Origin of the sequence: Paenibacillus sp. A14 (genome assembly GCF_036864815.1) — a bacterium.
Taxonomy (GTDB): Bacteria; Bacillota; Bacilli; order Paenibacillales; family Paenibacillaceae; genus Fontibacillus; species Fontibacillus sanfengchensis.
The window spans coordinates 237687-261940 of the sequence record NZ_JBAGJD010000003.1 but is presented as its reverse complement, the minus strand read 5'-3'; the positions used below and the strand labels follow the sequence as shown (position 1 = coordinate 261940).

22 protein-coding genes are annotated in these 24254 nt (G+C 53.0%); all 22 read left to right on the top strand.

The window, feature by feature from the left end:
* The first annotated feature begins 31 nt into the window (after positions 1-31).
* The 22 genes from V4U88_RS09135 to truB all read left to right on the top strand — a co-directional run bounded on the left by V4U88_RS09135 (position 32) and on the right by truB (position 24239).
* Complete coding sequence (locus V4U88_RS09135; protein WP_334072960.1) at positions 32-1438, top strand: DUF342 domain-containing protein; 1407 nt, start codon at positions 32-34, stop codon at positions 1436-1438.
* A gap of 79 nt (positions 1439-1517) precedes the next feature.
* A complete protein-coding gene (locus tag V4U88_RS26975) occupies positions 1518-1838 on the top strand; it encodes a hypothetical protein (RefSeq protein ID WP_334076600.1) in 321 nt (106 codons plus the stop codon).
* A 73-nt stretch (positions 1839-1911) separates the two neighbouring features.
* Positions 1912-2547, top strand: coding sequence for a hypothetical protein (locus V4U88_RS09125; protein ID WP_334072958.1), 636 nt, complete (start codon positions 1912-1914; stop codon positions 2545-2547).
* Complete coding sequence (locus tag V4U88_RS09120; protein WP_334072957.1) at positions 2544-3161, top strand: hypothetical protein; 618 nt, start codon at positions 2544-2546, stop codon at positions 3159-3161. The genes V4U88_RS09125 and V4U88_RS09120 overlap by 4 nt, the downstream gene beginning before the upstream one ends.
* 239 nt (positions 3162-3400) lie before the next feature.
* Positions 3401-4099: a 30S ribosomal protein S2 gene (gene rpsB, locus V4U88_RS09115; protein WP_148449811.1), complete on the top strand. Its 699-nt coding sequence runs from the start codon at positions 3401-3403 to the stop codon at positions 4097-4099.
* Positions 4100-4230: 131 nt separating this feature from the next.
* The gene (gene tsf / locus V4U88_RS09110) at positions 4231-4881 is read left to right on the top strand and encodes a translation elongation factor Ts (protein ID WP_148449810.1); all 651 of its coding nucleotides are present in this window, start codon (positions 4231-4233) and stop codon (positions 4879-4881) included.
* A gap of 128 nt (positions 4882-5009) precedes the next feature.
* Entirely contained in the window at positions 5010-5738 is a 729-nt protein-coding gene (gene pyrH / locus V4U88_RS09105; RefSeq protein ID WP_148449809.1) for a UMP kinase, read from the top strand.
* Entirely contained in the window at positions 5739-6293 is a 555-nt protein-coding gene (gene frr, locus V4U88_RS09100) for a ribosome recycling factor (RefSeq protein ID WP_334072956.1), read from the top strand.
* 71 nt (positions 6294-6364) lie between these two features.
* The gene (locus tag V4U88_RS09095) at positions 6365-7132 is read left to right on the top strand and encodes an isoprenyl transferase (RefSeq protein ID WP_334072955.1); all 768 of its coding nucleotides are present in this window, start codon (positions 6365-6367) and stop codon (positions 7130-7132) included.
* A 20-nt stretch (positions 7133-7152) separates the two neighbouring features.
* A complete protein-coding gene (locus V4U88_RS09090; protein WP_334072954.1) occupies positions 7153-7956 on the top strand; it encodes a phosphatidate cytidylyltransferase in 804 nt (267 codons plus the stop codon).
* 27 nt (positions 7957-7983) lie between these two features.
* Entirely contained in the window at positions 7984-9123 is a 1140-nt protein-coding gene (locus V4U88_RS09085) for a 1-deoxy-D-xylulose-5-phosphate reductoisomerase (RefSeq protein ID WP_334072953.1), read from the top strand.
* 120 nt (positions 9124-9243) lie between these two features.
* On the top strand, positions 9244-10518 hold the full coding sequence (rseP, locus tag V4U88_RS09080; RefSeq protein ID WP_334072952.1) for an RIP metalloprotease RseP: 1275 nt from the start codon (positions 9244-9246) through the stop codon (positions 10516-10518).
* Between the two features lie 22 nt (positions 10519-10540).
* Positions 10541-11992 carry a proline--tRNA ligase gene (proS, locus tag V4U88_RS09075; RefSeq protein WP_334072951.1) on the top strand — a complete coding sequence of 484 codons (1452 nt, stop codon included), beginning with the start codon at positions 10541-10543 and terminating at the stop codon, positions 11990-11992.
* Positions 11993-12535: 543 nt separating this feature from the next.
* Positions 12536-16858, top strand: coding sequence for a PolC-type DNA polymerase III (locus tag V4U88_RS09070; protein ID WP_334072950.1), 4323 nt, complete (start codon positions 12536-12538; stop codon positions 16856-16858).
* A gap of 153 nt (positions 16859-17011) precedes the next feature.
* The gene (gene rimP, locus V4U88_RS09065) at positions 17012-17473 is read left to right on the top strand and encodes a ribosome maturation factor RimP (protein WP_213504804.1); all 462 of its coding nucleotides are present in this window, start codon (positions 17012-17014) and stop codon (positions 17471-17473) included.
* Between the two features lie 51 nt (positions 17474-17524).
* Positions 17525-18622, top strand: a complete 1098-nt coding sequence (nusA, locus tag V4U88_RS09060; RefSeq protein ID WP_334072949.1) for a transcription termination factor NusA — start codon at positions 17525-17527, stop codon at positions 18620-18622.
* A 60-nt stretch (positions 18623-18682) separates the two neighbouring features.
* On the top strand, positions 18683-18997 hold the full coding sequence (rnpM, locus tag V4U88_RS09055; protein WP_334072948.1) for an RNase P modulator RnpM: 315 nt from the start codon (positions 18683-18685) through the stop codon (positions 18995-18997).
* On the top strand, positions 18990-19313 hold the full coding sequence (locus V4U88_RS09050; RefSeq protein ID WP_334072947.1) for a L7Ae/L30e/S12e/Gadd45 family ribosomal protein: 324 nt from the start codon (positions 18990-18992) through the stop codon (positions 19311-19313). The genes rnpM and V4U88_RS09050 overlap by 8 nt, the downstream gene beginning before the upstream one ends.
* On the top strand, positions 19306-21960 hold the full coding sequence (gene infB, locus V4U88_RS09045) for a translation initiation factor IF-2 (protein ID WP_334072946.1): 2655 nt from the start codon (positions 19306-19308) through the stop codon (positions 21958-21960). The genes V4U88_RS09050 and infB overlap by 8 nt, the downstream gene beginning before the upstream one ends.
* A gap of 15 nt (positions 21961-21975) precedes the next feature.
* Positions 21976-22329 (top strand): 30S ribosome-binding factor RbfA, encoded by a 354-nt coding sequence (gene rbfA / locus V4U88_RS09040; protein ID WP_148449796.1) that lies wholly within the window; start codon positions 21976-21978, stop codon positions 22327-22329.
* A gap of 18 nt (positions 22330-22347) precedes the next feature.
* Entirely contained in the window at positions 22348-23325 is a 978-nt protein-coding gene (locus V4U88_RS09035; protein WP_334072945.1) for a DHH family phosphoesterase, read from the top strand.
* Positions 23322-24239 (top strand): tRNA pseudouridine(55) synthase TruB, encoded by a 918-nt coding sequence (truB, locus tag V4U88_RS09030; protein WP_334072944.1) that lies wholly within the window; start codon positions 23322-23324, stop codon positions 24237-24239. Before V4U88_RS09035 ends, truB begins: the two co-directional genes overlap by 4 nt.
* The last annotated feature ends 15 nt before the right edge of the window (positions 24240-24254 follow it).

Here is a 24254-nt window from a genome sequence, read left to right as displayed (position 1 = left end):
TAGAATTATGAAGATGGAAGGAGGAACGAAAATGGAATTTACGGCCGATTTAGGGAAACTTCTTAGCGTCACCTTTAATGATGATAAAACCGTCGCTTATCTGCAGTTTACCCAAAAAGACGATACCTTTTCCTGCACTAAGGATGCAATGTATCAATTTTTGCAGCACCACGGCATCAAGTACGGGATCCAGGACGATATTGTCGAGCGGTTTGCCATCAACCCCAGAGAATATTTCTACAGTAAAACCCCCATTGCCATCGGTTTGGATCCGGAGCCCGGGGAGGATGGAAAGATTCGGTACGCCGTCCAGCTTGAGGATGTAAGGTACAAACCTCTGGAGACGGATGACGGCAAGGTGGACTACAAAGAAATCACACGTTTGAACAATGTCCGGAAAGGACAGCTTATCGCCGAATTAGTTCCTCCGCTTCCCGGACGCCCCGGAACGGCGGTGACCGGGGAACCGATCCCCAACAAATCCGGGAAGGAAGCCAGATTCAAAGTCGGGAAGAATGTGGTGTTGAACCCCGAGCAAACCGCGATGTACGCGGCGATTGACGGCTTGGTTACAGTGACCGATAAAGGGAAATTGAATGTATTCCCGGTTTATGAAATCAACGGGGACGTCGACTACAGCACGGGAAATATCGATTTTGTCGGCACGGTCGTCATCCGCGGCAATGTATTGACGGGCTTTAAAGTCAGTGCTGCCGGGGATATTCGTGTTGTCGGCGGCGTCGAGGGGGCCGAGCTGTATTCGGAAGGTTCCATCGAAATTACCGGCGGCATTATCGGATACAATAAAGGCTTGGTCAAAGCGGGCCACTCTGTCAAAAGTTCTTTTATTCAAGATGGCAATGTAGTGGCCGGAGAAGATGTCATCGTTAGCCAAAGCATTATGCATTCGAATATCCGTGCGGGCCGGGACGTCGTTTGCAACGGAACCAAAGGCTTGATCGTAGGCGGAAGCATTCAAGCCGGGGAACGGGTCATCGCCCGGGTCATCGGCAATCCGATGTCGACGACGACCTCCATTGAAGTCGGCGTACTTCCCGAACTACGCAACGAGTTAATGGAACTGAGGCAGAAGGTCAGAGAGATCATGGCGAACCTGGAAAAGTCGGAAAAAGCGCTGTCTCTGCTGGATCAACTCGCCTCTTTAGGGAAGCTGACTCCGGAGAAGGTGGAAATGCGCTCGAAGCTGAATATGACCAAAAAATCGAACATTCAGGAAATGAACGAATTTAAAGAGCGGATGCTTACTATTGAAAAAACGCTGGAGGAAACGGTCAGAGCGCGTGTGGATGTCCTAAAAACGATCTACGGCGGGTCCAGAATCGTGATCGGACGCTATACAAAGTATGTTAAGGAACCTCTATCCCACATGTCTTTTTACTTTAATGAAGGGGATATCACGATGTCCGCCTATGTCTAGTGCCTGCTATCGGCACCGCTTTCGCTCATTATACGAACAGTTTTAGGGCGTCCATAATCCAAGCGATGAGGTGATTTCCATGAATTTGAAAGCCGTAGAAATGCAGATCGCGGTACCCCGGACCAATGAAGCCGGACGGATTCAACAGGAGAATCAGCAACGCCCTGTCACCGATCAGAGCTTGCTCTCTGCGGAGAATATTAAGGAGCGCGAGCTTGAACGCCAGAGAAGCACCAATATTGACGAAAGCGCACACAATACAAAAATAAAACGCGAGGGCAACTCCCCGGACCAAGAGCGACAACATCACTCGTCGCAGGGTGAGCATCAGGAGGAGCAGGAAAAAGAACACCCCGCCGAGCACCCTTTCAAGGGCCGTCATATCGATTTGTCATTGTAGCGGCATCTTCCGCTCTACGCCCACCGGGGCAAGATTTTACGCACTTATTTAAACATCAAAGGTGAGGATTACATTGTCATTTGGAGACCCGTGGTTTTATATTGTATTGCTGGGAGCCGCCGCCCTGGTTTATGCGCTTCTTCTTCCCGGCCGGACGACGGGGGCGGCACCTTCTTCGGGCGGCTCCGCGGAACTGGAAGCTACGCTGGAGCAGTTTATGGCGGAGATTGAAAAGGAAAATGAAGAGCTCATCGATTTGGTAGCCCGGATGAAGCAGGATTTTGCATCAAAGCAGCTTGCCCAGCAGGAACAGATTGTCGAACTGCGCAAGCGCCTGTTGGAAGTGGAGCAAAACTCGCTTCAGTACAAATCCCGGCTGGACGGGCTGGAACAGCGGGTCCTTGCAGCCCCGCCGCGGTTGGCGGGATCCGCGACCGAACCGAAGAGTGAGCCGTCGGCAGCGGACATTCCTTCAGCCCGTTTGCCTGAGAAGGCTATTGTGGAAAATTCACCCGCCGCTTCTGTGGGGACGGAGCCAGAGGTGCCAGAAGAGCCGCCTCGGGCTGAATCGGTCAGGGATCGCTACCCCGAGCTGTTTGATTTGTATGCGAAAGGGAAATCCATCGATATCATCGCCAAATCGGTGGGCATTCAAAGAGGTGAAGTCCAGCTGATCCTGCAACTGGCTAAAAGGGAGGAATCCCGATGATCCGAAACCGCCAATTTATGTTGGGATTGGGCGCAGGACTTATCGCGGGCGCCCTGCTGCTACAGCTAATGATGATCGGCCAAGGGACGGGGAAATTGCAGACCAGGGCACAGATCGAGCAGGCCGCGGCCCTCTTGAATTTGAAAGTCGTGGCAGCCGATCGGGAGCTGCTGACCGAGGAAGAGTGGAAGGAGAAGCAGGAGGGAGCCGGAGGACAAGAGGCGAATCCGGCAAAGGAGCCGAAGGCGCCAAATGTTCCGGGAACTCCGAAACCGCCGGGTAAGCCTGAAACTTCAAAAACACCGGATACCTCGAAAGTGCCTGCAGCCTCCAAAACCCCGGTTGAGGCCGCCACGCCAAAAACCGAAGCTCCGGTTAAGCCGCAGTCACCCCAAAAAACGACGGTAACCTACAAAATTTCTTCCGGCAGTACCCTCTCCGGTGTGGCGGAAGGGCTGGAAAAGGCGGGAGTTATCCCCGATAAATCCGCCTTCTTGAAGGAAGCCAAGAGCAAAAAGATTAATACCAAAATTCGGACCGGCACATTTACGTTTGAACCCGGGGAAGATATCACCTCGATTATCTCAAAAATCACATCCGCTCCGGCAGAATAAGTTATACCCGTAAGCTCCTGACAAGGAGCTTTTTTTGTGAGGCTAACATGAAGATGAAATTTGTCGGAAAAGCCTTGACTCTGGTTGCATCGGTTTTTCAGTTGTGGTATAGTAGTTGACGGTGTTATAACGCACGCTGGTTGATTTCGTTAAGGGTGCTCCCTACCGGGAGTCTTGGCGGAAGATGACACTTGCGGAGGAAGCATCACAATAAAACCAAACTTAGGAGGTGCGTGAAGATGGCAGTAATCTCCATGAAACAACTGCTTGAGGCAGGGGTTCACTTCGGACACCAAACACGTCGTTGGAATCCGAAAATGGATCGTTATATCTTCACCGAAAGAAACGGTATTTACATTATTGACCTGCAAAAAACGGTCAAGAAAGTAGAAGAAGCTTACAACTTCGTTAAGAGCGTAGCTGAAGAGAACGGGACGATCCTGTTCGTCGGCACCAAGAAGCAAGCTCAAGACTCCGTGAAGGAAGAAGCTGAGCGCGCGGGTCAATTCTACATTAACCAACGCTGGCTCGGCGGTACGCTGACCAACTTCCAAACAATTCAAAAGCGGATCGACCGCTTGAAACAACTCGAAACTTGGGAAGAAGACGGAACATTCGAAGTTCTGCCTAAGAAAGAAGTCATCATTCTTCGCAAAGAGAAAGATCGTCTCGAGAAGTTCCTCGGCGGAATCAAGAACATGAAGGGACTGCCAAGCGCGCTCTTCGTTATTGATCCTCGCAAAGAACGCATCGCCGTTGCGGAAGCCCGCAAATTGGGTATCCCAATCGTGGGTATCGTAGATACCAACTGCGATCCGGACGAAATCGACTACGTTATCCCTGGTAACGACGACGCGATCCGCGCGGTTAAACTGCTTACCAGCAAAATGGCGGATGCCGTTATCGAAGCGAACCAAGGCGAGCAAACTACCGCCTAATTTCGCGAACTTGCACAAAGAACAAAGAATGAATTAAATGAAAAGGGTGGTTGGTAGGTGTCAAACCTCTCACTGCCCTTTTTTTAAGATGAAAAGAGTCCCATCATTTTAAATGTGGAGGTTTTATAAACATGGCTGTTGATGCAAAATCTGTAAAAGAACTGCGTGAAAAAACAGGTGCGGGCATGCTGGATTGCAAAAAAGCACTCGAAGAAGCAAACGGTGATTTGACCAAAGCAACGGAACTTCTGCGTGAGAAAGGTCTGGCTGCCGCGGCTAACAAAGCCGGCCGGATCGCTACGGAAGGCGTTGTCGAGTCCTACATTCATGCCGGCGGTCGGATCGGCGTACTTGTAGAAATCAACTGTGAAACTGACTTTGTTGCGAAAACGGATCAATTCAAGGAATTTGCCCGCGACATCGCGATGCATATCGCGGCCATGAGCCCTCGTTACGTTCGTCGTGAAGAAGTGCCGCAGGATGACCTGGAGAAAGAAAAGGAAATTTTGAGAGCACAGGCCCTTAACGAAGGGAAACCTGAAAAAATTGTCGATAAGATGGTCGAAGGCCGGATCGGCAAATACTACGAAGAATTCTGCTTGCTTGAGCAAGCTTTCGTGAAGGATCCGGACAAGACGATCGCGGCGCTTGTAAACGAGAAGATCAGCGCGATCGGCGAAAACATCACCATCCGTCGCTTTGTCCGTTATGAACTGGGCGAAGGTTTGGAGAAGAAAGTGGACAACTTCGTTGAAGAAGTTATGTCCCAAGTAAGACAATAAAATAAATATAATAAACGTCATTGGATCACATGCACGTTTGAAGAGTTGGAACACGTCGTGTTCCTTCTTTTTTAACCTGACACCCTTTTCCCGGTTATACATAGGGGGTCTATAGTGGAGGTATACATTTGGAACAGCCAGTTTTTAAACGAGTTGTCTTGAAGGTTAGCGGTGAATCGCTTGCCGGACAAAATGGATACGGCATTGACGCCGAAACGATTTCGTCCATTGCTCAGCAGGTAAAGGAAGTGACCCAGCTCGGCGTTCAGGTTGCGATCGTTTGCGGTGGCGGCAATATTTGGCGGGGGATTGCGGGCAGTGCGAAGGGTATTGATCGCGCGACAGCCGACTACATGGGGATGTTGGCGACCGTGATGAATTCGCTGGCCTTGCAGGATGCGCTTGAACAAATCGAGGTTCCGACCCGAGTGCAAACCTCCATCGCCATGCAGCAAATCGCCGAACCGTATATTCGTCGCCGCGCGATCCGGCATTTGGAAAAAGGCAGAGTCGTTATTTTTGCCGCCGGTACGGGGAACCCGTTCTTCTCTACGGACACGACCGCCGCTCTCCGCGCAGCGGAAATCGAAGCCGAAGTGATTCTGATGGCGAAGAACAAGGTCGATGGCGTATACTCCGCCGATCCGTTTGTCGATCCGAATGCCGAGAAGTACGAAACGCTTACCTATCTGGAAGTGTTGAACAAAAACCTGGGTGTTATGGACTCTACGGCTTCTTCGCTGTGTATGGACAATAACATCCCGCTGATCGTTTTCGCGATTACGGAACAAGGAAATATCAAGCGAGTCGTCCTGGGAGAAAAAATCGGGACGATCGTCAAGGGGAGTGTAGATTAAATGCCGCAAAGTATCAAAAGTCATGCCGAAGAACGCATGGATAAAGCGATTCAGGCACTTAAACGGGACCTCGCGACCCTGCGAGCGGGAAGAGCAGCGCCTTCCTTGCTCGACCGCATTCAGGTGGATTACTACGGATCGCCGACTCCGATTAACCAGCTTGCCAACATCAATACGCCGGATTCGCGTACCCTGATGATTCAGCCTTGGGACAAATCTTCCCTTGCTGAAATCGAACGCGCGATCCAGAAGTCCGATTTGGGTCTGACGCCGGCCAACGACGGGACATCCATCCGGTTAAGCATCCCGGCTTTGACGGAAGAACGCCGTGTTGAGCTTGTCAAAATGACGAAGAAGTTCGGAGAAGAAGCGAAGGTGGCCATCCGGAACATTCGGCGGGATGCGAACGACGATATCAAGAAGTTGGAGAAAACCGACATCTCTGAAGACGAATCGCGTAGGCACCAGGAAGACATCCAGAAGACCACCGACAAATTCATCGCGGAAGTCGACAAAGTGCTTGCTGCGAAAGAGAAAGAGATTATGGAAGTTTAAGAGACGATAAGCGGCCCCTCCTATTACGGTGGGGTTTTGTCTCTTTTTCATCACCAGCTGGAGGAAAAGCAATGATCAAGTTATTTGAGTCCTGGCGGAAAAAAGGCAGCCGTCCTGCAACCGAGGTCCCGACCGGGGACAATATTCCGAAGCATGTCGCCATAATTATGGACGGCAATGGCCGCTGGGCGCGCAAGCTTGGTTTGCCGCGCATCGTCGGCCATCGCAACGGAATGAAGGCGGTCAAGCGGGCTACGATCGCCGCGGATGAGCTCGGGATCTCCGTTTTGACGCTGTACGCGTTCTCGACCGAGAACTGGAAGCGGCCGAAGGAGGAAGTCGATTTTCTGATGTCGTTGCCCCAAGAGTTTTTGGCCATCGAACTGGAGGAATTGATCGAGAAGAATGTCCAGGTTCGCATGATGGGGCACCCCGATGAACTTCCCGCCCACACGATCGCGGCGATGGAGGAAGCGATTGAGCGGACCAAAAATAATACCGGCCTTATCTTGAATTTTGCGCTCAATTACGGAAGTCACCGCGAAATCACCGAATGCGTCAAGGAGATTGCCGTTCGTGTCCAGAACGGAAGCGTCAAGCCGGAGGATATCACGCAGGAAATGATCGGCTCGGGACTCTTGACCGGGGATCTGCCGGATCCCGATTTGCTTATTCGCACTGGGGGCGAACTTCGGCTAAGTAATTTCATGTTATGGCAAACGGCGTACAGTGAGCTGTGGTTTACGGACCTGTACTGGCCGGAGTTCGGCCGTGAACAGTTGTTTGCCGCAGTGGCGGAGTACCAAAGACGCACCCGGCGATACGGCGGATTATCCTAGCGGATGGAAGGTGTAGACAGTTGAGACAACGGTTGATTACCGGCTTGATCGCCGGGGGCGGATTTTTGGGAATATGTCTATGGGGAGGACTCGGATACCATGCCCTCGTCGTGATTATGGCGCTAATCGGGTTTTACGAGTTCGTTCGCATGATCGGACTGCCGGTATTCGGAGGCACCGCGGCGATCGGGTATGCGAGCGTTCTATATGCCGTGTTCCCCTGGAGCCTGCTCCATCTGCAAATGCCGCTCGGCATGATGGGATTCTTCTGGCTGCTCATGCTGCTGTTTTTTGTGGTGACTGTGGTGTCCAAAAATGATATTCATATCGGCCAAGTCGCCCTGATATTCCTGGGGACCGTGTATATCGGGTCGGGTTTTGCCTATTTGGCGGCAACGCGCAGCGCACCGGACGGCCACGGTTTGTTTTGGACCATCCTGATGCTGGCTGCGATTTGGAGCAGTGACGCGGGGGCGTATTTTACCGGACGGAGATTCGGCAAATCGAAGCTTTGGCCGGCCATTAGCCCGAACAAAACGGTGGAGGGAGCCGTCGGGGGCGTGCTGCTTGCGGTTATCGTCGCGGCCCTGTTCGCGGTATTCTCCGGCGGTCTTCTTTCGGTCGGACGAGCTCTGCTTCTTGGAGGCTCCGCCGCGGTTGTCGGCCAGATGGGGGATCTGATACAGTCCGCTTATAAACGGGTGTACGGGATTAAGGATTCAGGCACACTGCTGCCCGGTCATGGAGGTATTTTGGATCGGTGCGACAGCTGGATTGCGGTTTTTCCGTTCGTACATATTCTAGGCTTTCTTCCGATGTACTAAATCTAAATGAAGCATGGGGGAGACAGGATGAAGAAGATTACGGTGATCGGTTCCACCGGATCGATTGGGACGCAGACGTTGGATGTCGTAAGGCAGCATAAGGATCATTTTGCGGTAGAGGGCTTGGCCGCAGGGACCAATGTCGATTTGTTTGTGGAACAGGTCCGCGCTTTTCGCCCGAAGAAAGCTTCGGTGGCAACCAAAGAACTCGCCGACAAAGTGCGTTCGCAAATTCCTTCCGAGATCCAACTTTTCTATGGGGAAGAGGGGCTTGTGAAGGTCGCGGCCGAAACGGACGCCCATACGGTCGTTACGGCGATTGTCGGCAGCGCGGGATTGCCCGCCACGCTGGCTGCGATCTCCGCTGGCAAGCATATCGCGTTAGCCAATAAAGAAACCCTGGTAACCGCGGGGCATCTTGTAACCGAGCTGGCCCGGAAAAAGGGTGTGAAGCTGCTGCCTGTGGACAGTGAACATTCCGCCATTTTTCAATGTTTGAACGGCGAACGTTCGGAAGCTGTGGAGCGGATCACGTTGACGGCTTCGGGCGGTTCCTTTCGTGATTTGAATCGCGACCAGCTTCGCCATGTAACGGTAGAGGACGCTCTGAAGCACCCGAACTGGTCGATGGGAGCCAAAGTGACAATTGATTCCGCCACGATGGTCAACAAAGGACTGGAAGTGATCGAGGCCCGCTGGCTGTTCGGGATGGATTTCGAGCGGATCGGGGTGCTGCTTCACCCGGAAAGTATCATCCACTCTTTCGTTGAATATCGTGACGGCAGCGTGATTGCGCAACTGGGAACTCCGGATATGAGGGTGCCGATTCAATATGCATTGACTTACCCGGAACGCTGGTTCTCCGAAACCAAGCGCTTGTCGCTGGCGGATGTGGGCAAGCTTCATTTTCGCGAAATGGACTTCGATCGTTACCCTTGTTTAAGGCTGGCCTATGAATGTGGTAAAATAGGAGGCACAGCGACAAGTGTGTACAACGCGGCCAATGAGGTCGCAGTCGCCCGTTTTCTAAATAAGGAGATTCCTTTTCTGCAGATTGAACATATTATCGAAACGGTTCTTTCCAGACATGAGGTCCAGGCCGAACCGGGGCTGGAGGTTATCAAGGAAGCCGACCGGTGGGCAAGGGAGATCGCAAGATCGATTTGACCAAGGCCCTACGTCCGGTGTGGAAAAGTTCCATCCCGGTATTCTCTTGTGCCTGATCGGAGAATAATGATAATCTGAAGGAATATTGGACGATCCGTGGCCAAAGGAGGATGCTAACGATTGGAATTGCTTAAGATCATTTTTATGACGGTTCTCATGTTCTTTGTCATTGTGACGGTGCATGAATGGGGACACTATTACTTTGCCAAACGCGCGGGGATTTTGGTAAGGGAATTTGCGATCGGCTTCGGTCCGAAGTTGTTCTCTTACCGAAGAGACGAGACGCAATTTACACTTCGGCTGCTGCCTTTTGGCGGCTATGCGCGGATGGCCGGGGAAGATCCCGAGCTGATCCAAATTGCAACCGGACAAACCGTGGCATTGCGATTGTCCGGAGATAACGTGAGCAAGATTTATCTGGACCGTTTGGATAGCCGAAAAAACGTGATCCGCGGTGAGGTGACCGAGGTCGATCTGGAGGATCGATTGCTGATCAAACTTGCTGTTGATGGAGAAGTACTGGAATATCGGGTTCATCGACAAGCGATGCTGGTGACGAAGGGGAAAGAAACGCAAATCGCGCCCAGAGACCGCCAATACGGCAGCAAAACGGTAGGCCAGCGCGCTCTCTCCATCTTTGCGGGTCCTTTGATGAACTTTATTCTCGCTTTTGTCCTGTTTGCCCTGCATACGCAGATGGCGGGAATTCCGATGCCGGATCCGACGCATCTTGAGGTCGGGGATGTGATGAAGGGCATGCCTGCGGAAGAAGCCGGCGTGAAGCCCGGAGACATCATCCAGTCGGTGGACGGCAAACAGGTAGGCACCGATGCCAACGGGCTGATCGAGATGATCAAAGGCGCGCAAGACAAACCGATGGTGTGGACGGTGAAGCGCGGGGAAGAGACGCTGAACCTTACGCTCACTCCACGTTCTGTGGAGAACGAACAGGGGGGCAAGGTCGGAAGTACGATCGTCACGTATTTCCCTTCAAGGAGCGCTTCCTTCGGAGAAACCTTTACCGTGGCCGGCCAGAAAATGGTCGACACCACAAAAATGATCTTTCTTGGTTTTCAACAGTTGATTCAAAAGTTTTCTATGGACGATCTCGGCGGACCTGTACGGACTTTCGAAGTTACCGGCCAGATTGCGAAGCAAGGGATCGTGAAATTTACGCAGTGGGCGGCGATCCTGAGTCTGTATCTGGGGATATTTAATCTGCTGCCGATCCCGGCTTTGGACGGAAGCAGACTTGTGTTCCTCGGTGTGGAGGCGCTGCGCGGCAAACCGGTTGATCCGAACCGCGAAGGGCTTGTGCATTTTATCGGCTTTGCGATGTTGTTCCTGCTGATGATCGCGGTCACTTACAATGATATTTTGCGCTTGATAGGTTAATAAACGGGAGGCTAATGGTTTAATGGCAAACGAGGAGAAACAATTCGTAACGGAAATTACCCCGCAGGGAGAAGATTTTTCCCGCTGGTATATCGATGTGATCAAGAAAGCGGATCTGATGGATTATTCGCCGGTCCGCGGGTGCATCGTATTCAAGCCTGACGGCTATGAGATTTGGGAGCATATCCAGGCGGAACTCGACCGCCGATTTAAGGAGACCGGGCATCGCAACGCGTATTTCCCGCTCTTTATTCCCGAAAGCTTTTTCCAGAAGGAGAAAGAGCACGTGGAGGGCTTCAATCCGGAGCTTCCATGGGTAACTGAAGCCGCCGGCGAGAAGCTGGAGGAACGCCTGGCGATCCGTCCGACCTCGGAGACGATGATCGGGCATATGTACGAGAAATGGATTCAGTCCTATCGGGATCTTCCGGTGCTGATCAACCAATGGGCGAATGTGGTTCGTTGGGAAAAGCGGACACTGCCTTTCCTGCGGACGAGCGAATTTCTCTGGCAAGAGGGGCACACGGCTCACGAGAACGAGCAGGAAGCGCGCGAAGAGACGATGCGGATGCTGGAAATCTATCGCGACTTCGTGGAGAATTACTTGGCGATTCCGGTCATCGTCGGCCAGAAGACGCCTTCCGAGAAATTTGCCGGGGCCGTTGACACTTACTCCATCGAGGCGATGATGAAGGACGGACGGGCTGTTCAGGCGGGAACGTCGCATTATCTCGGCACTAATTTCGCTACGGCGTTCGATATCCAATATTTGAATCGGGAAAACGTTCGCGAATATGTTCACACCACTTCCTGGGGCGTAAGTACGCGTTTGATCGGCTCGCTTATTATGGTTCACGGCGATGACCGCGGTTTGGCACTGCCGCCGAAGGTGGCTCCCAAGCAGGTCATGATTATCCCGATCGGCCCGCCTAAAACCCGGGATGCCGTCGTGGGACGGGCGGACGAGCTGTTTGCCGAGCTGAAGAAAGCCGGCGTTCGCGTCGGCATGGACGACCGGGCTGACGTTCGTCCGGGCTGGAAGTTTAACGAGTATGAAATGCGCGGCGTTCCGGTCCGCCTTGAGATCGGTCCGCGTGATATGGAGAACGGAGTTTGCGTGCTTGTTTCCCGAATCAGCGGCGAGAAGAAGGTCATTTCCCAGGAGAACCTGGTGGAGGAAGTCAAGGCGATGCTCGAACAGGTGCATAACGAGATGTACGAACGCGCCAAGGCCTTCCGGGAGGAGCATTTCTACTCCGTCGATACGCTGGAGGAAATGAAAGCCAGCATTGAGGAAAAACGCGGCTTCACCCTCGCCGGATGGTGCGGATCCGAGGCTTGCGAACGTCATGTTAAAGACGAAACGGGCGCGACAAGCCGGAACATTCCGTTCCATCCCGAGGTTACAAAAACTACTTGCCTGGTGTGCGGAGAAGCAGCTCGTCATACCGTCGTATTTGCCAGAGCCTATTAGTCATATCGGAACATGATGGAAGGCTTCCGGCAGGAAACTGTCGGCGGGGGCGCGGGTTCCCCGCCGGCGATTGCCGGGGGCTTTGCTTTTTTGAAATTACGTCGTTATATAGGTTGAACTATTGATTTGCATATTAGATAGCGGTGTAAAGGGCTCTTTTTTTACACTCTTAAGCTAAAACTATTTGTTGGGTTCGAATTAAAGGGAATTCCTCCCGTTAATTTGGTGCGTATGCGGCTGCAGAGGCGAATTAGCTGGAAAACCTCCCGTTAATTCCCCTGAAATTGTGTATATCGGCAAAAAGGGTCGTGAATTAGATGAAGCTTTTCCAGCTAAATCCGATCGAAGAGCCAAGCGGTACATTAACGGGAGATTTTCCCGTTAATGATGTAGACTCCGCCGGTGCGGCTTCATATTTACAATTGTGGATGTTGGCAATGGATCTTTCGAAAACCATTTCATATCCTTGCCCAACGCCAATTCTTTAGTTCAACCTATATAGACGTTTTTCTTGCGTCATATCAATGCGGGGGAGGGGAAATCATGTCCGACGCGAACGCCAAGGGGAAAAGAACGAGGCTCGAGTTATTGATGAAGCAGGCGGAGGTTCCGGCTTCCGTGGTGGACCCTTATTTTCTCGACGGGTTTATCGACCGCGTCGAAGTCAGCCGGACGAATAAGGAATGGAAGATCACACTTCGCAAATCGACGCTCGTTCCCGCGCAAGTCTACCGGACGTTCTGTATGCGTGTGAAGGAGCGGATGGGCCATATCGCGGACATCACTTTTTTGTTCCAGTATGAGAATGATGTAGCCGGTGCGGCCATTGTACAGGAATATTGGAAGATGTTCCTCGAATGGGTGCAGCGGGAGGTGCCATCCGTAAACGGTTGGATGGCCCGGGCGGGCTATGAGGTGGACGGTGATCTGGTGACGGTCACGTTCAGCGACGCTACTTCTTTGGAGCTGGCCCGCAAAAAAAATATCGATAAAGCGATTCCCGCTTTTTACGACACTTACTTCGGCCTTTCGCTCAGAGTGAAACTGCTGTCCGGCGAGAGCAGCAGTGAGGCTTTCGAAGAGTTCCAGCAGCGGATCGTCGAGGAAGAGCGGGAAGTCATCAACAAATTGATGGAAAGCATACCCGTGGAGGCGCCGCCTGAGGAGGTCGATGGCGAGGTCATCAAGCTGCAGGTCGGGTATGACATCAAGGAGCCGCCTGTACCGATTCAGGAAATCAAGGATGAAGAGAAGAAAATTACGATTCAGGGCACCATCTTCGGCTTGGACCGGAAGGAACTGCGCAACGGAAACACCTTGTTTACGTTCTACCTAACCGATTTTACCGATTCCCTGCAAATGAAAATGTTCGCCAAGAGCAAAGACGACTTGAAGGTCATGGGGCAACTGGCCAACGGAAAGTGGGTCAAAGCCCGGGGGAAGGTGGAGTATGACCGGTTTATGCAGATTCCCGAATTGGTGATGATTCCTTCGGATCTTTGCGAGGTATCCGCACCGCCTTCCCGAAAAGATAACGCCGAGGAGAAGCGCGTGGAGTTCCATCTGCATACAATGATGAGTACGATGGACGCCGTTACCTCGATCGGCGACTATGTCAAGACAGCGGCAAAATGGGGACACAAAGCGATAGCCGTCACGGACCATGGCGGGGTTCAGTGTTACCCCGATGCGGCGAAAGCAGCCAAAAAGAACGGAATCAAAATGATTTACGGCGTGGAAGCGAATGTGGTTAACGATAACGTGGCGGTTGTATTGAATCCGCGGCCGATCGATCTGAAGACGGCGACCTTTATCGTGTTCGATATCGAGACCACCGGCCTCTCGGTGACGCAGAACAAAATCATTGAGGTGGCGGCGGTGAAGATGCAAGAGGGCAAGGAGATCGATCGCTACGCCACATTTGTAAATCCGCACGAGCGCATCCCGTATAACATCCAGCAGTTGACCAGCATCACGGACGAGATGGTTCAGGACGCGCCTGATGTGGAGCCGGTTCTGAAACAGTTCGTCGAATTTGCGGGAGATGCGATCCTGGTGGCCCACAACGCCCGGTTTGACGTCGACTTTGTCAATGCCAAGCTGAAGGAACTGGGGATGCCCATGATGGAGAACCCGGTGCTCGATACGTTGGAGTTGGCCCGGATGCTGTTTCCGACCTTAAAAAACCACCGTCTGAACACGCTCGCCGCCAAATACAAAGTTTCGCTGGAAAATCACCACCGCGCCATCGATGATACGGTGGCCCTCGGCGAGATTTTAAACGGCCTGCTGGATGACGCGGCGAAAATCGAAGGCATCACTTCGCTGGAGCGGATGAACGACAAGGTGGGCAAAGATTTGTCCAACGCCCGCCCGTTCCATTGCGGGATCTACGCGCTCAACATGGTCGGCAAGAAAAATCTGTTCAAATTGATTTCGATGTCCCATACGGGATACTTTAAGCGGGTTCCGTGCATCCCGAAATCCAAACTTTTGGAAATGAGAGAAGGGCTTCTAATCATTTCCGGCTGCGAAAAGGGCGAGTTTTTCGAGGCCGTTCTCAACAAGTCGGTGGAGGAAGCAGAAGGCATCGCGGAGTTTTACGATGTCTTGGAGATTCAGCCGCTCACCATGTATATGCATTTGGTGGATAAGGGGCTTGTCGGCAGCGTTGAAGAAGTGAAGACCGCGATTCGTAAAGTGGTGGAAATCGGTGGAAAATTAGGAAAACCGGTTGTGGCTACAGGGAATGTGCACTATTTGGAGCCACGGGACAAAATCTACAGGGACATCACCATCCACGGTATCACCGGCTTCAGCCCGCTGAAGGATATCCGCAAGCCGGACGCGCATTTCCGGACGACGGACGAAATGCTGGAGGAGTTTGAGTTTTTGGGGAAGGACAAGGCCTTTGAAGTGGTGGTCAAAAATACATCAGAATTGGCCGATACCTTCGAGGAGCTTGAGCTGTTCCCGGACAAGCTGTACACGCCGATCATCGAAGGGGCGGACGAGGAAATCCGCAATACCTGCTATGCGACGGCCCGGACGATTTACGGGGAGGAACTCCCCGAGGTGGTCGTCAAGCGATTGGAGAAAGAGCTGGAGCCGATCATCAAGTACGGCTTCTCGGCGAACTATTTGATTTCCGAACGACTGGTTAAGAAATCCAATCAGGACGGCTATCTCGTAGGTTCGCGGGGGTCGGTCGGCTCCTCGGTCGTGGCGACCTTCCTGGGAATCTCCGAGGTGAATCCGCTGCCGGCCCATTACGTTTGCTTGAACTCCGAATGCAAGTACAGCGAATGGTTCCTCGACGGCAGCGTGCCGAGCGGGTTTGACCTGCCGGACAAGGATTGCCCGAAATGCGGCCGGAAGCTGAAGGGCGAAGGGCAGGATATCCCCTTTGAAACGTTCCTCGGGTTTAAGGGCGACAAGGTTCCCGATATCGATCTTAACTTTTCCGGGGAATACCAGCCGCATGCCCATAACTATACGAAGGTGCTTTTTGGCGAAAAAAGTGTATTCCGGGCCGGAACGATCGGTACGGTCGCCGAGAAGACCGCTTTTGGCTTCGCCAAGAAATATGAGGAAGAGCATCATAAACATTGGCGCGGCGCCGAGTTGAACCGCCTGGCTGCGGGATGTACCGGGGTCAAGCGCAGCACCGGCCAGCACCCTGGGGGAATCGTCGTCGTTCCCGATTATATTGAAGTTGAAGATATTACACCGGTTCAGTACCCGGCCGACGATACGAGCGCGGAATGGATGACCACGCATTTCGATTATCACGCCTTCGATGCCAACCTGCTCAAGCTCGATATTCTCGGGCACGATGATCCGACGATGATGCGGATGCTGCAGGACTTGACGGGCGTTGACCCGACGACGATTCCGATGAACGATCCGAAGGTCATGAGCATGTTTAACTCTACGGAGGCACTCGGGGTTACTCAGGAGCAAATCCGCACCCCTGTAGCCACCTACGGGGTTCCGGAGATGGGGACGAAGTTCGTGCGCCAGATGTTGGTGGAATCGCAGCCTTCCAGCTTTGCCGACCTGCTGCAGATTTCCGGCCTTTCCCACGGAACCGGCGTATGGCTGGGAAATGCGCAGGAACTGATCAAAAACGGCACCTGCAACATTAAAACTGTGATCGGCTGCCGGGACGACATCATGCTTTTCCTGATTTACAAAGCCGGCATGGATGCCGGGCTCGCCTTTAAAATTACGGAAAGCGTCCGTAAAGGGAAAGGCTTGACGCCTGAGTGGATCGAGGAAATGAAGAAATGCAAGGTGCCCCAGTGGTACATTGATTCCTGCCTGAAAATCCAGTACATGTTTCCGAAGGCGCACGCCGCCGCTTATGTCATCTCAGCCGTTCGGACCGCCTATTTCAAGCTGTATCATCCGATCGAATACTATGCGACCTATTTCTCGGTACGGGGCGAGGATTTCGATATCGAACTGTTCTGCCAAGGGTATGAAGCGATTTACCGAAAAATCGAAGAGATCGAGCAAAAAGGCTTCCAGGCCCTGCCGAAGGAGAAAAACATGCTGCCGATTCTGGAGATGGCCCTGGAGATGACCGCTCGCGGCTTCCGCTTCAAGAATATCGACCTCTACCGCTCCGACGCCACGAAGTTTATTGTGGACGGCGACTCCCTGATTCCGCCGTTTTCGGCACTTGCCGGAATCGGCGAGAACGCGGCAAAGAACATCGCGGCAGCCAAAGAGCAAGGGGAATTCCTCTCCATTGAGGATTTCCAGCAGAAATCCAAGGCGAGCAAAACGATCGTGGAGTTGCTCGGCACGATGGGCTGCTTCCGCGGCTTGCCGGAAAGCAACCAGCTCTCCCTGTTCTAAGCTTGTCGTCAAGGCGTTTTACTTGTCACTCTTACCGGACTATGTTATAATTTTTTTGGTAATCATGAAGATAGAACCGTTGTTTAAAGAGTGGGGAAACCCACTCTTTACTCTTTGGTATACAGGAAAGAACCATATGGAGGTAATGTACGCTTGAGCACACCGAAGATCAAAGCGGCCGTGGAAGAGATGGTCAACCCTTTTTTGGAGGAACATGGCTTTGAACTGGTAGACATCGAGTATGTAAAGGAAGGAAGCAACTGGTTCCTGCGCGTATTTGTGGATAAAGACGGGGGCATCGACATTGATGACTGCGGTCGGATCAGCGAATATCTCAGCGAGAAGCTGGATCAAAACGACCCGATTCCATCCGCCTATTTTCTTGAAGTTTCTTCTCCCGGCGCGGAGCGCCCGCTGAAGAAGGCGGAGGACGTGAAGAAAGCCGTCGGCAAGGATGTATTCGTCACTACATATGAACCGGTAAACGGCTTGAAAGAGTTTGAAGGACGGCTCCTTTCGTTTGAAAATGAGGAGCTGGTCGTCGAAGTCGGCAAGAAGAGCCATGCCATTCCATACAGCAAAGTTGCCAGCGCCAGGTTGGCCATCATTTTTTAGCAGGCTTTCAACTGCACTGCAGGAGACTATGAAAGGGGGAACACGAGGCAAATGAGTATGGATTTTATCGAGGCCTTGAATGAACTGGAAAGGGAAAAGGGGATCAGCAAAGACATTATATTTGAGGCGATCGAAGCCGCTTTGATCTCCAGTTATAAACGCAATTTCAACACCGCTCAGAACGTGCGCGTGGATATGAACCGCCATACCGGGGCGATCAAAGTGTTTGCCCGCAAGCTGGTGGTCGAGGAAGTGCTCGACCCGCGAACGGAAATTTCGCTGCCGGCTTCCCGGGAAATCAATCCGAACTTCCAGCTTGAGGATATCGCGGAGATTGAAGTGACGCCTCGGGACTTCGGGCGGATCGCCGCTCAGACCGCCAAACAGGTCGTGACGCAGCGGATTCGCGAAGCGGAGCGCGGCCTGATCTACAACGCTTTTGTCGAGAAGGAAGAGGATATCGTCACCGGAATTGTGCAGCGCCAAGATTTGCGGAACATTTTTGTGGATCTCGGGAAGGTGGAGGCTCATCTGCCTTTGAATGAGCTGATGCCGAACGAGAAGTTCAAGCACGGTGACCGGATCAAGGCCTACATCACCAAAGTGGAGAATACGACGAAGGGTCCGCAAATTTTGTTGTCTCGTACTCATCCCGGTTTATTGAAGCGGCTCTTTGAGCTTGAAGTGCCGGAGATTTTCGACGGGGTCGTGGAGATTCGTTCCGTCGCCCGGGAAGCCGGTTTCCGCTCGAAAATTGCGGTGTATTCCCGCAACAGTGAAGTGGATCCGGTCGGTTCCTGCGTCGGACCTAAAGGTACACGGGTCCAAACGATCGTGAATGAGCTCCGCGGGGAGAAAATCGATATCGTCAAATACTCCGACAATGTGGAGGAGTATGTGGCTAATGCGCTCAGCCCATCCCGGGTGCTTGAGGTTCAGGTCTTCGAAGCGGAGAAGATGGCCCGCGTCATTGTTCCGGATTATCAGCTTTCTCTGGCGATCGGGATCAAAGGGCAAAACGCCCGCTTGGCCGCCAAGCTGACCGGCTGGAAAATCGATATCAAGAGCGAAAGCCAGGCGGAAGAGGAATTCGGAAGAGAGAAGACCGATCAGGAAGAAATGCCTCAAGATTCCGTTTCCATCGATTAGGCGCCGAGAATTCCAAGCTTAATCAACCGACCTGTTTAGTTAGGAACGGGGGTCTGTACCATGAAACCTAGAAAAATACCGCTGCGTAAATGCGTGGCTTGCCAGCAGATGATGCCCAAAAAATCGCTGATCCGCGTCGTTCGGTCGCCCGAAGGGGAAGTATTTATTGACCTGACCGGCAAAAAATCGGGACGCGGGGCGTACCTTTGCGGTCAAGTCTCCTGCTTCAAGCTTGCCCATAAGAACCGCGCGCTGGACCGGGCGCTGAAAGCGCCGGTGGGTCCGGAGGTTTATGAACAACTGGCCCGGGATTTTCTGGCGGTGGAAGAGGAATTCATCGCCAGCCGGGACCAAGGGGAGGAAGGCGATGAGTAAGCTGCTCAATCAGCTGGGACTCGCCACCCGGGCCGGGAAGTTGGTGACCGGGGATGAACTGGTGTTGAAAGCCATTCGTTCCTCCGAAGCCAGGCTAGTTATCGTTGCGGGCGATGCCTCCTCCAACACCCGGAAGAAATTCCGGGACAAGTGCGCAACGTACAAAGTTCCCCTGATGATTGGCTTTGACCGCGAGCGGCTGGGAACCAGTGTTGGACGCCCGGAGCGGGTTGTGCTTGCGCTCACCGATCAGGGGTTTGCCGATATGATTGCTAAAGAAATCGTGAAAACGTCGGAGGTGGAGTATATTGAGTAAACAAGATAACAAAGATAAACTCAGGGTGTATGAATACGCCAAATCACTTAATATGAGCAGTAAAGAAATTATTACCATTCTTAAACGGCTTAATATCCCGGTCAATAACCATATGAGTGTCATGGAGAACGACGCGGTTTCCCGGGTAGAGCAGTTCTTCAAGGATATTAAGAGCAACGCCGCTGCGAAAAGAGAAAACCCGGGACGCGCTGAAGCTGCAAGCAAATCGCCGGCTCCGGCTTCCGCAGGAGGAAGCCAGACACCGAAAACATCCGCCGGGGACAAAACCGGTCAGCGTGGAGAACATGTTCGCATTTCCCAGAATCACCAAACCCAAGGGACTCAAACCTTTGGAAACAATAAAAATCAACAAGAAAAGCAGGTAAGCATGAATAATAAAACAAATTCCAATCACACGTCTGCCTCAGGCAGCGCACAAGCCACACAGGAAAGAACGAATCGTCCGTCAGGCAATCAGCAAGGACAAGGGGGACGCCCGCAGCAAGGCGGCGGCTCTTCCCAAAATCGCAATGCCCAGCAAAATCGCGGCCAAAATCAAGGGGGCGGACCGCGCAATGATTCCTCCCGCCCGGGGAATGGAGCCGGCGGGAGCCGCGGCCCTCAGCAAAACCGGAATACCGGTTCGGGCGGTAATGGAGCCGGGAATGCCAACCGCGGTCAAGGTAGCCAAGGCGGCCAAGGTGGCCAAGGTGGCCAGAACCAAGGCTTCCGTAAAGGAAATGGCGGCGGCTTTAACAACAACAATAATAGATCCGGAAGAAACTTTGACGATAACCGTCAAGGCGGGTTTAAGAACAACCGCGGCGGAAAAGGCGGCCGTGGAGGAAGAAATAATTATAATCAGCAGCCTCCCCGCGAGAAAATCGATAATACGCCGAAGAAAATTATCGTTCGCGGTACGATGACTGTGGGCGAGACAGCTAAGCTGCTCCATAAAGATGCTTCCGAGGTGATCAAGAAGCTGATTTCGCTCGGCGTGATGGCAACGATCAACCAGGAGCTGGACATCGACACGATTCTGCTTCTGGCCGGCGATTTCGGCGTTGAGGTCGAAGTGAAGATTCCGGTCGAGGACGACCGTTTCGAAACGATCGAAGAAGTGGACGATGAGGCCGATTTGCTGGAACGTCCTCCGGTCGTTACGATTATGGGCCACGTTGACCATGGTAAAACGACGCTCCTCGATGCGATCCGTTCGACGAATGTTACCGGCGGGGAAGCCGGCGGGATTACCCAACATATCGGGGCCTACCAGGTTGAGATTAACAACAAGAAAATCACGTTCCTCGATACCCCGGGTCACGAAGCCTTTACGGCCATGCGCGCCCGCGGTGCCCAATTGACCGATATCACGATCATCGTGGTGGCGGCCGACGACGGCGTCATGCCGCAGACGGTGGAGGCGGTCAACCATGCCAAGGCAGCGGGGCTGCCGATTATCGTGGCGGTAAACAAAATCGACAAACCGGACGCCAATCCGGACAAAGTGAAGCAAGAGTTGACCGAATACGGTCTCGTTCCGGAAGAGTGGGGCGGGGACACCATCTTCGTTAATGTGTCCGCGAAGCAAAAAATGGGTCTGGAAGATCTGCTTGAAATGATCCTGCTCGTAGCCGAAGTCAACGAGTACAAAGCGAACCCTGATAAACGCGCCCGCGGCGCAGTTATCGAGGCTGAGTTGGACAAAAATCGCGGGCCTGTTGCCCGCATTCTGGTGCAGCATGGTACGCTCAAAGTCGGCGATGCTTTCGTGGCCGGCAACTGCTTCGGACGTGTCCGCGCGATGGTGAACGATAAAGGACGCCGCTTGAAAGAAGCCGGACCGTCCACGCCGGTGGAAATTACGGGATTGACGGAAGTGCCGCAGGCGGGCGATCCGTTCATGGTGTTTGAGGATGAACGCAAAGCGCGTTCCATCGCCGAGAAACGGGCCATTACGCAGCGCCAGTCCGATCTGGGAGCCAATACGCGCGTGACGCTGGACGATCTGTTCCGTCATATCAAGGAAGGCGAGATCAAGGACCTCAACGTCATTATCAAGGCGGACGTGCAAGGTTCGGTCGAAGCGCTGAAAGGATCCCTGGAGAAAATCGAAGTGGAGGGCGTTCGCGTCAAAATCATTCACAGCGGCGCCGGCGCCATTACGGAATCCGACATTATTTTGGCCGCTGCTTCCAATGCGATCGTCATCGGCTTCAACGTTCGTCCGGACAGTCAGACCAAGGCCACGGCCGAGCAGGAAAAGGTCGATATCCGTTTGCACCGCGTCATCTACAATGCGATCGAAGAGATCGAACAGGCGATGAAGGGGATGCTCGATCCGGTATACAAAGAAACCGTCATCGGTCACGCCGAAGTGCGCAATACGTTTAAAATCAGCAAAGTCGGCACCATCGCGGGCTGTATGGTTACCTCGGGCAAGATTTCACGCTCGGCGGAAGCCCGGTTGATCCGCGACGGAATCGTCGTTTACGAAGGCAAAATAGACTCGCTTAAACGGTTTAAGGATGATGCTAAGGATGTTGCGCAGGGCTATGAATGCGGGATTACCCTTGACAATTACAATGACCTCAAAGAGGGCGACGTAATCGAAGCGTTCATCATGGAAACCGTCGAACCGAAATAAGGTGAGGTGTCACAGATGGCAAAAAATCGTACCGGCCGCGTAGGGGAACAAATCAAGAAAGAACTTAGCGTGCTGATCCAAAATGAGGTGAAGGATCCTCGCATTGGATTTGTCACCGTGACCGGGGTCGATGTGACAAGTGATTTGTCGCAAGCGAAAGTGTATTTGAGCGTATTCGGGGATGAGGAAGCGAAGAGCGCTTCCTTAAAAGGCCTCGAGAAAGCGGGAGGCTTCTTGCGGACCGAGCTCGGCAAACGGATACGGCTGCGGCATACACCGGAATTGATATTCAAAATTGACGAATCGATAGCTTACGGCAGTCGGATCGAGAAGCTTCTTGGCGATATTTCGCACGAAGAGGAAAATTAGAATTTAAAGGAGACGGCAATGCAGACCAATGAACGGGAGTTCCGGCAAGCCCAGCGGTTTTTGACGGAGCATGACAATTTCCTGGTAGTGGCGCATATACAGCCGGACGGAGACGCAGTCAGTTCTACCCTTGCGGTGGGCTGGCTTCTCTCATGTCTGGGTAAAAAATACGTTATGGTGAACGAGGGGCCGATCCCAAAGCGGATGGAGTATTTGTGGGAAGCGGACAAGATTGTCAATCTTTCGGAAGCTCCGCTCGAAACTACCTATAACCATGTCATTTGTGTGGACTGTGCGGATTTCAAGCGAACCGGCAAAAGCAGTCTCTATTTTGCCGAAAATGCCGAAATCTTGAATATCGATCACCATCCGACGAACGACGGTTACGGGACCTGCAACCTTATTGTTCCGCATGCGGCGGCGACGGCTGAGATATTGTTTGATCTGATGACTTTCATGAATCTGAGCTTGGACAAACATGCGGCGACTCTGATTTATACCGGTTTGTTAACCGATACCGGCGGCTTCCGTTATTCCAATACCACGCCGAAGGTCATGGCGACCGCATCCAAATTGCTGGAGTATGGCGTCGACGGCCCGGGCTTGTCCGAGCTGCTGCTTGAGCAGATGACGCTGCCGCAGCTCCGGTTATTGACCCGCGCGCTGAACGGCTTGCAAATCACGGAGGATGGCAAAATCAGCTGGGTTTCCGTGGATGATGAGGATTTGCGGATCACCGGAGCGATTAATGAGGATCTGGAAGGCATCGTGAACTACCCGCGGAATATTCAAGGGGTGGAGGTTGGCCTGCTGTTTAAGGTTATCAGCGAAACTGCCGTCAAGGTCAGCATGCGGTCGGCCGGCAAGGTCGATGTGGCTCAGGTTGCCCAAAGCTTTGGCGGTGGCGGCCATGTTCGGGCTGCGGGGGCTCGCATCGAAGGGACGCTGGAGAGAATCGTGCCTCAAGTGTTGGAGCAGGTGAAACGGCAGCTATGAACGCATACGAAGGAATTTTGCCGGTCTGGAAGCCCGCAGGTTTTACATCGCATGATGTCGTAGCGAAATGCCGGGGGATTCTGAAGATGAAGCGGATCGGTCATACCGGCACGCTGGACCCGGCGGTTACCGGAGTCCTCCCGTTATGTCTCGGCAGGGCGACGCGAATGGTGGAATATTTGCAGGAATTGCCTAAAGAATACGAGGCTACCCTCGTACTTGGTCTGGCAACGGATACCGAAGATATGACCGGTACTGTAATAGAGCGCGCGGAACAAGTAAAAGTGCCCGAAGCCGAGGTTAAACAGGTGCTTGAACGTTTTGTAGGGCAGATCTCGCAAATTCCGCCGATGTATTCGGCTCTGAAGCAGGACGGCAAACGTCTTTATGAACTTGCCAGGGAAGGCAAAGTGGTGGAACGGCAGCCCCGCCAGGTCACGATACATGAACTGGAGCTTTTGCGGTTTGAACCCGACCCGGTACATCCGAAAATCTCTTTCCGCGCGTTGTGCTCCAAAGGGACCTATATCCGTACGCTATGCGTTGATATCGGCCGTGCCCTGGGAGTACCGGCGGTCATGGAAGAGCTTAAGCGGACGATGTCCGCCGGGATCGGGGAGGACCGTTGTCTGACCTTGGAGCAGTTGGCGGACCTCGTGCGGGAAGGCGAACTGCAGTCACGCCTGATCGCGGTGGATGAAGCGGTGAGCCATCTCCCGGCCCACACCGTCGCAGAGGAGAAGGTAAAGGCGGCATTACAAGGACAACGCTTGTCCCGCGCAGTGGTCCAGCCTTCGGTACGCCCGGGTGAGGTGATCCGCTTGTACAACCCCGAGCGCAGGTTTTTAGGAATTTACCGCTCGGAGGAAGGAACGGGCGCAATAGCCCCCGTGAAGGTGTTTTTACCCGAATAGCCGGGCAAATAGAGC

Bases quoted from the DNA above. Each gene is read 5' to 3' on its own strand.
- V4U88_RS09135 (WP_334072960.1), top strand. From the start codon at position 32: ATGGAATTTACGGCCGATTTAGGGAAACTTCTTAGCGTCACCTTTAAT.
- V4U88_RS26975 (WP_334076600.1), top strand. From the start codon at position 1,518: ATGAATTTGAAAGCCGTAGAAATGCAGATCGCGGTACCCCGGACCAAT.
- V4U88_RS09120 (WP_334072957.1), top strand. From the start codon at position 2,544: ATGATCCGAAACCGCCAATTTATGTTGGGATTGGGCGCAGGACTTATC.
- rpsB (WP_148449811.1), top strand. From the start codon at position 3,401: ATGGCAGTAATCTCCATGAAACAACTGCTTGAGGCAGGGGTTCACTTC.
- tsf (WP_148449810.1), top strand. From the start codon at position 4,231: ATGGCTGTTGATGCAAAATCTGTAAAAGAACTGCGTGAAAAAACAGGT.
- frr (WP_334072956.1), top strand. From the start codon at position 5,739: ATGCCGCAAAGTATCAAAAGTCATGCCGAAGAACGCATGGATAAAGCG.
- V4U88_RS09095 (WP_334072955.1), top strand. From the start codon at position 6,365: ATGATCAAGTTATTTGAGTCCTGGCGGAAAAAAGGCAGCCGTCCTGCA.
- V4U88_RS09085 (WP_334072953.1), top strand. From the start codon at position 7,984: ATGAAGAAGATTACGGTGATCGGTTCCACCGGATCGATTGGGACGCAG.
- proS (WP_334072951.1), top strand. From the start codon at position 10,541: ATGGCAAACGAGGAGAAACAATTCGTAACGGAAATTACCCCGCAGGGA.
- V4U88_RS09070 (WP_334072950.1), top strand. From the start codon at position 12,536: ATGTCCGACGCGAACGCCAAGGGGAAAAGAACGAGGCTCGAGTTATTG.
- nusA (WP_334072949.1), top strand. From the start codon at position 17,525: ATGAGTATGGATTTTATCGAGGCCTTGAATGAACTGGAAAGGGAAAAG.
- rnpM (WP_334072948.1), top strand. From the start codon at position 18,683: ATGAAACCTAGAAAAATACCGCTGCGTAAATGCGTGGCTTGCCAGCAG.
- V4U88_RS09050 (WP_334072947.1), top strand. From the start codon at position 18,990: ATGAGTAAGCTGCTCAATCAGCTGGGACTCGCCACCCGGGCCGGGAAG.
- rbfA (WP_148449796.1), top strand. From the start codon at position 21,976: ATGGCAAAAAATCGTACCGGCCGCGTAGGGGAACAAATCAAGAAAGAA.
- V4U88_RS09035 (WP_334072945.1), top strand. From the start codon at position 22,348: ATGCAGACCAATGAACGGGAGTTCCGGCAAGCCCAGCGGTTTTTGACG.
- truB (WP_334072944.1), top strand. From the start codon at position 23,322: ATGAACGCATACGAAGGAATTTTGCCGGTCTGGAAGCCCGCAGGTTTT.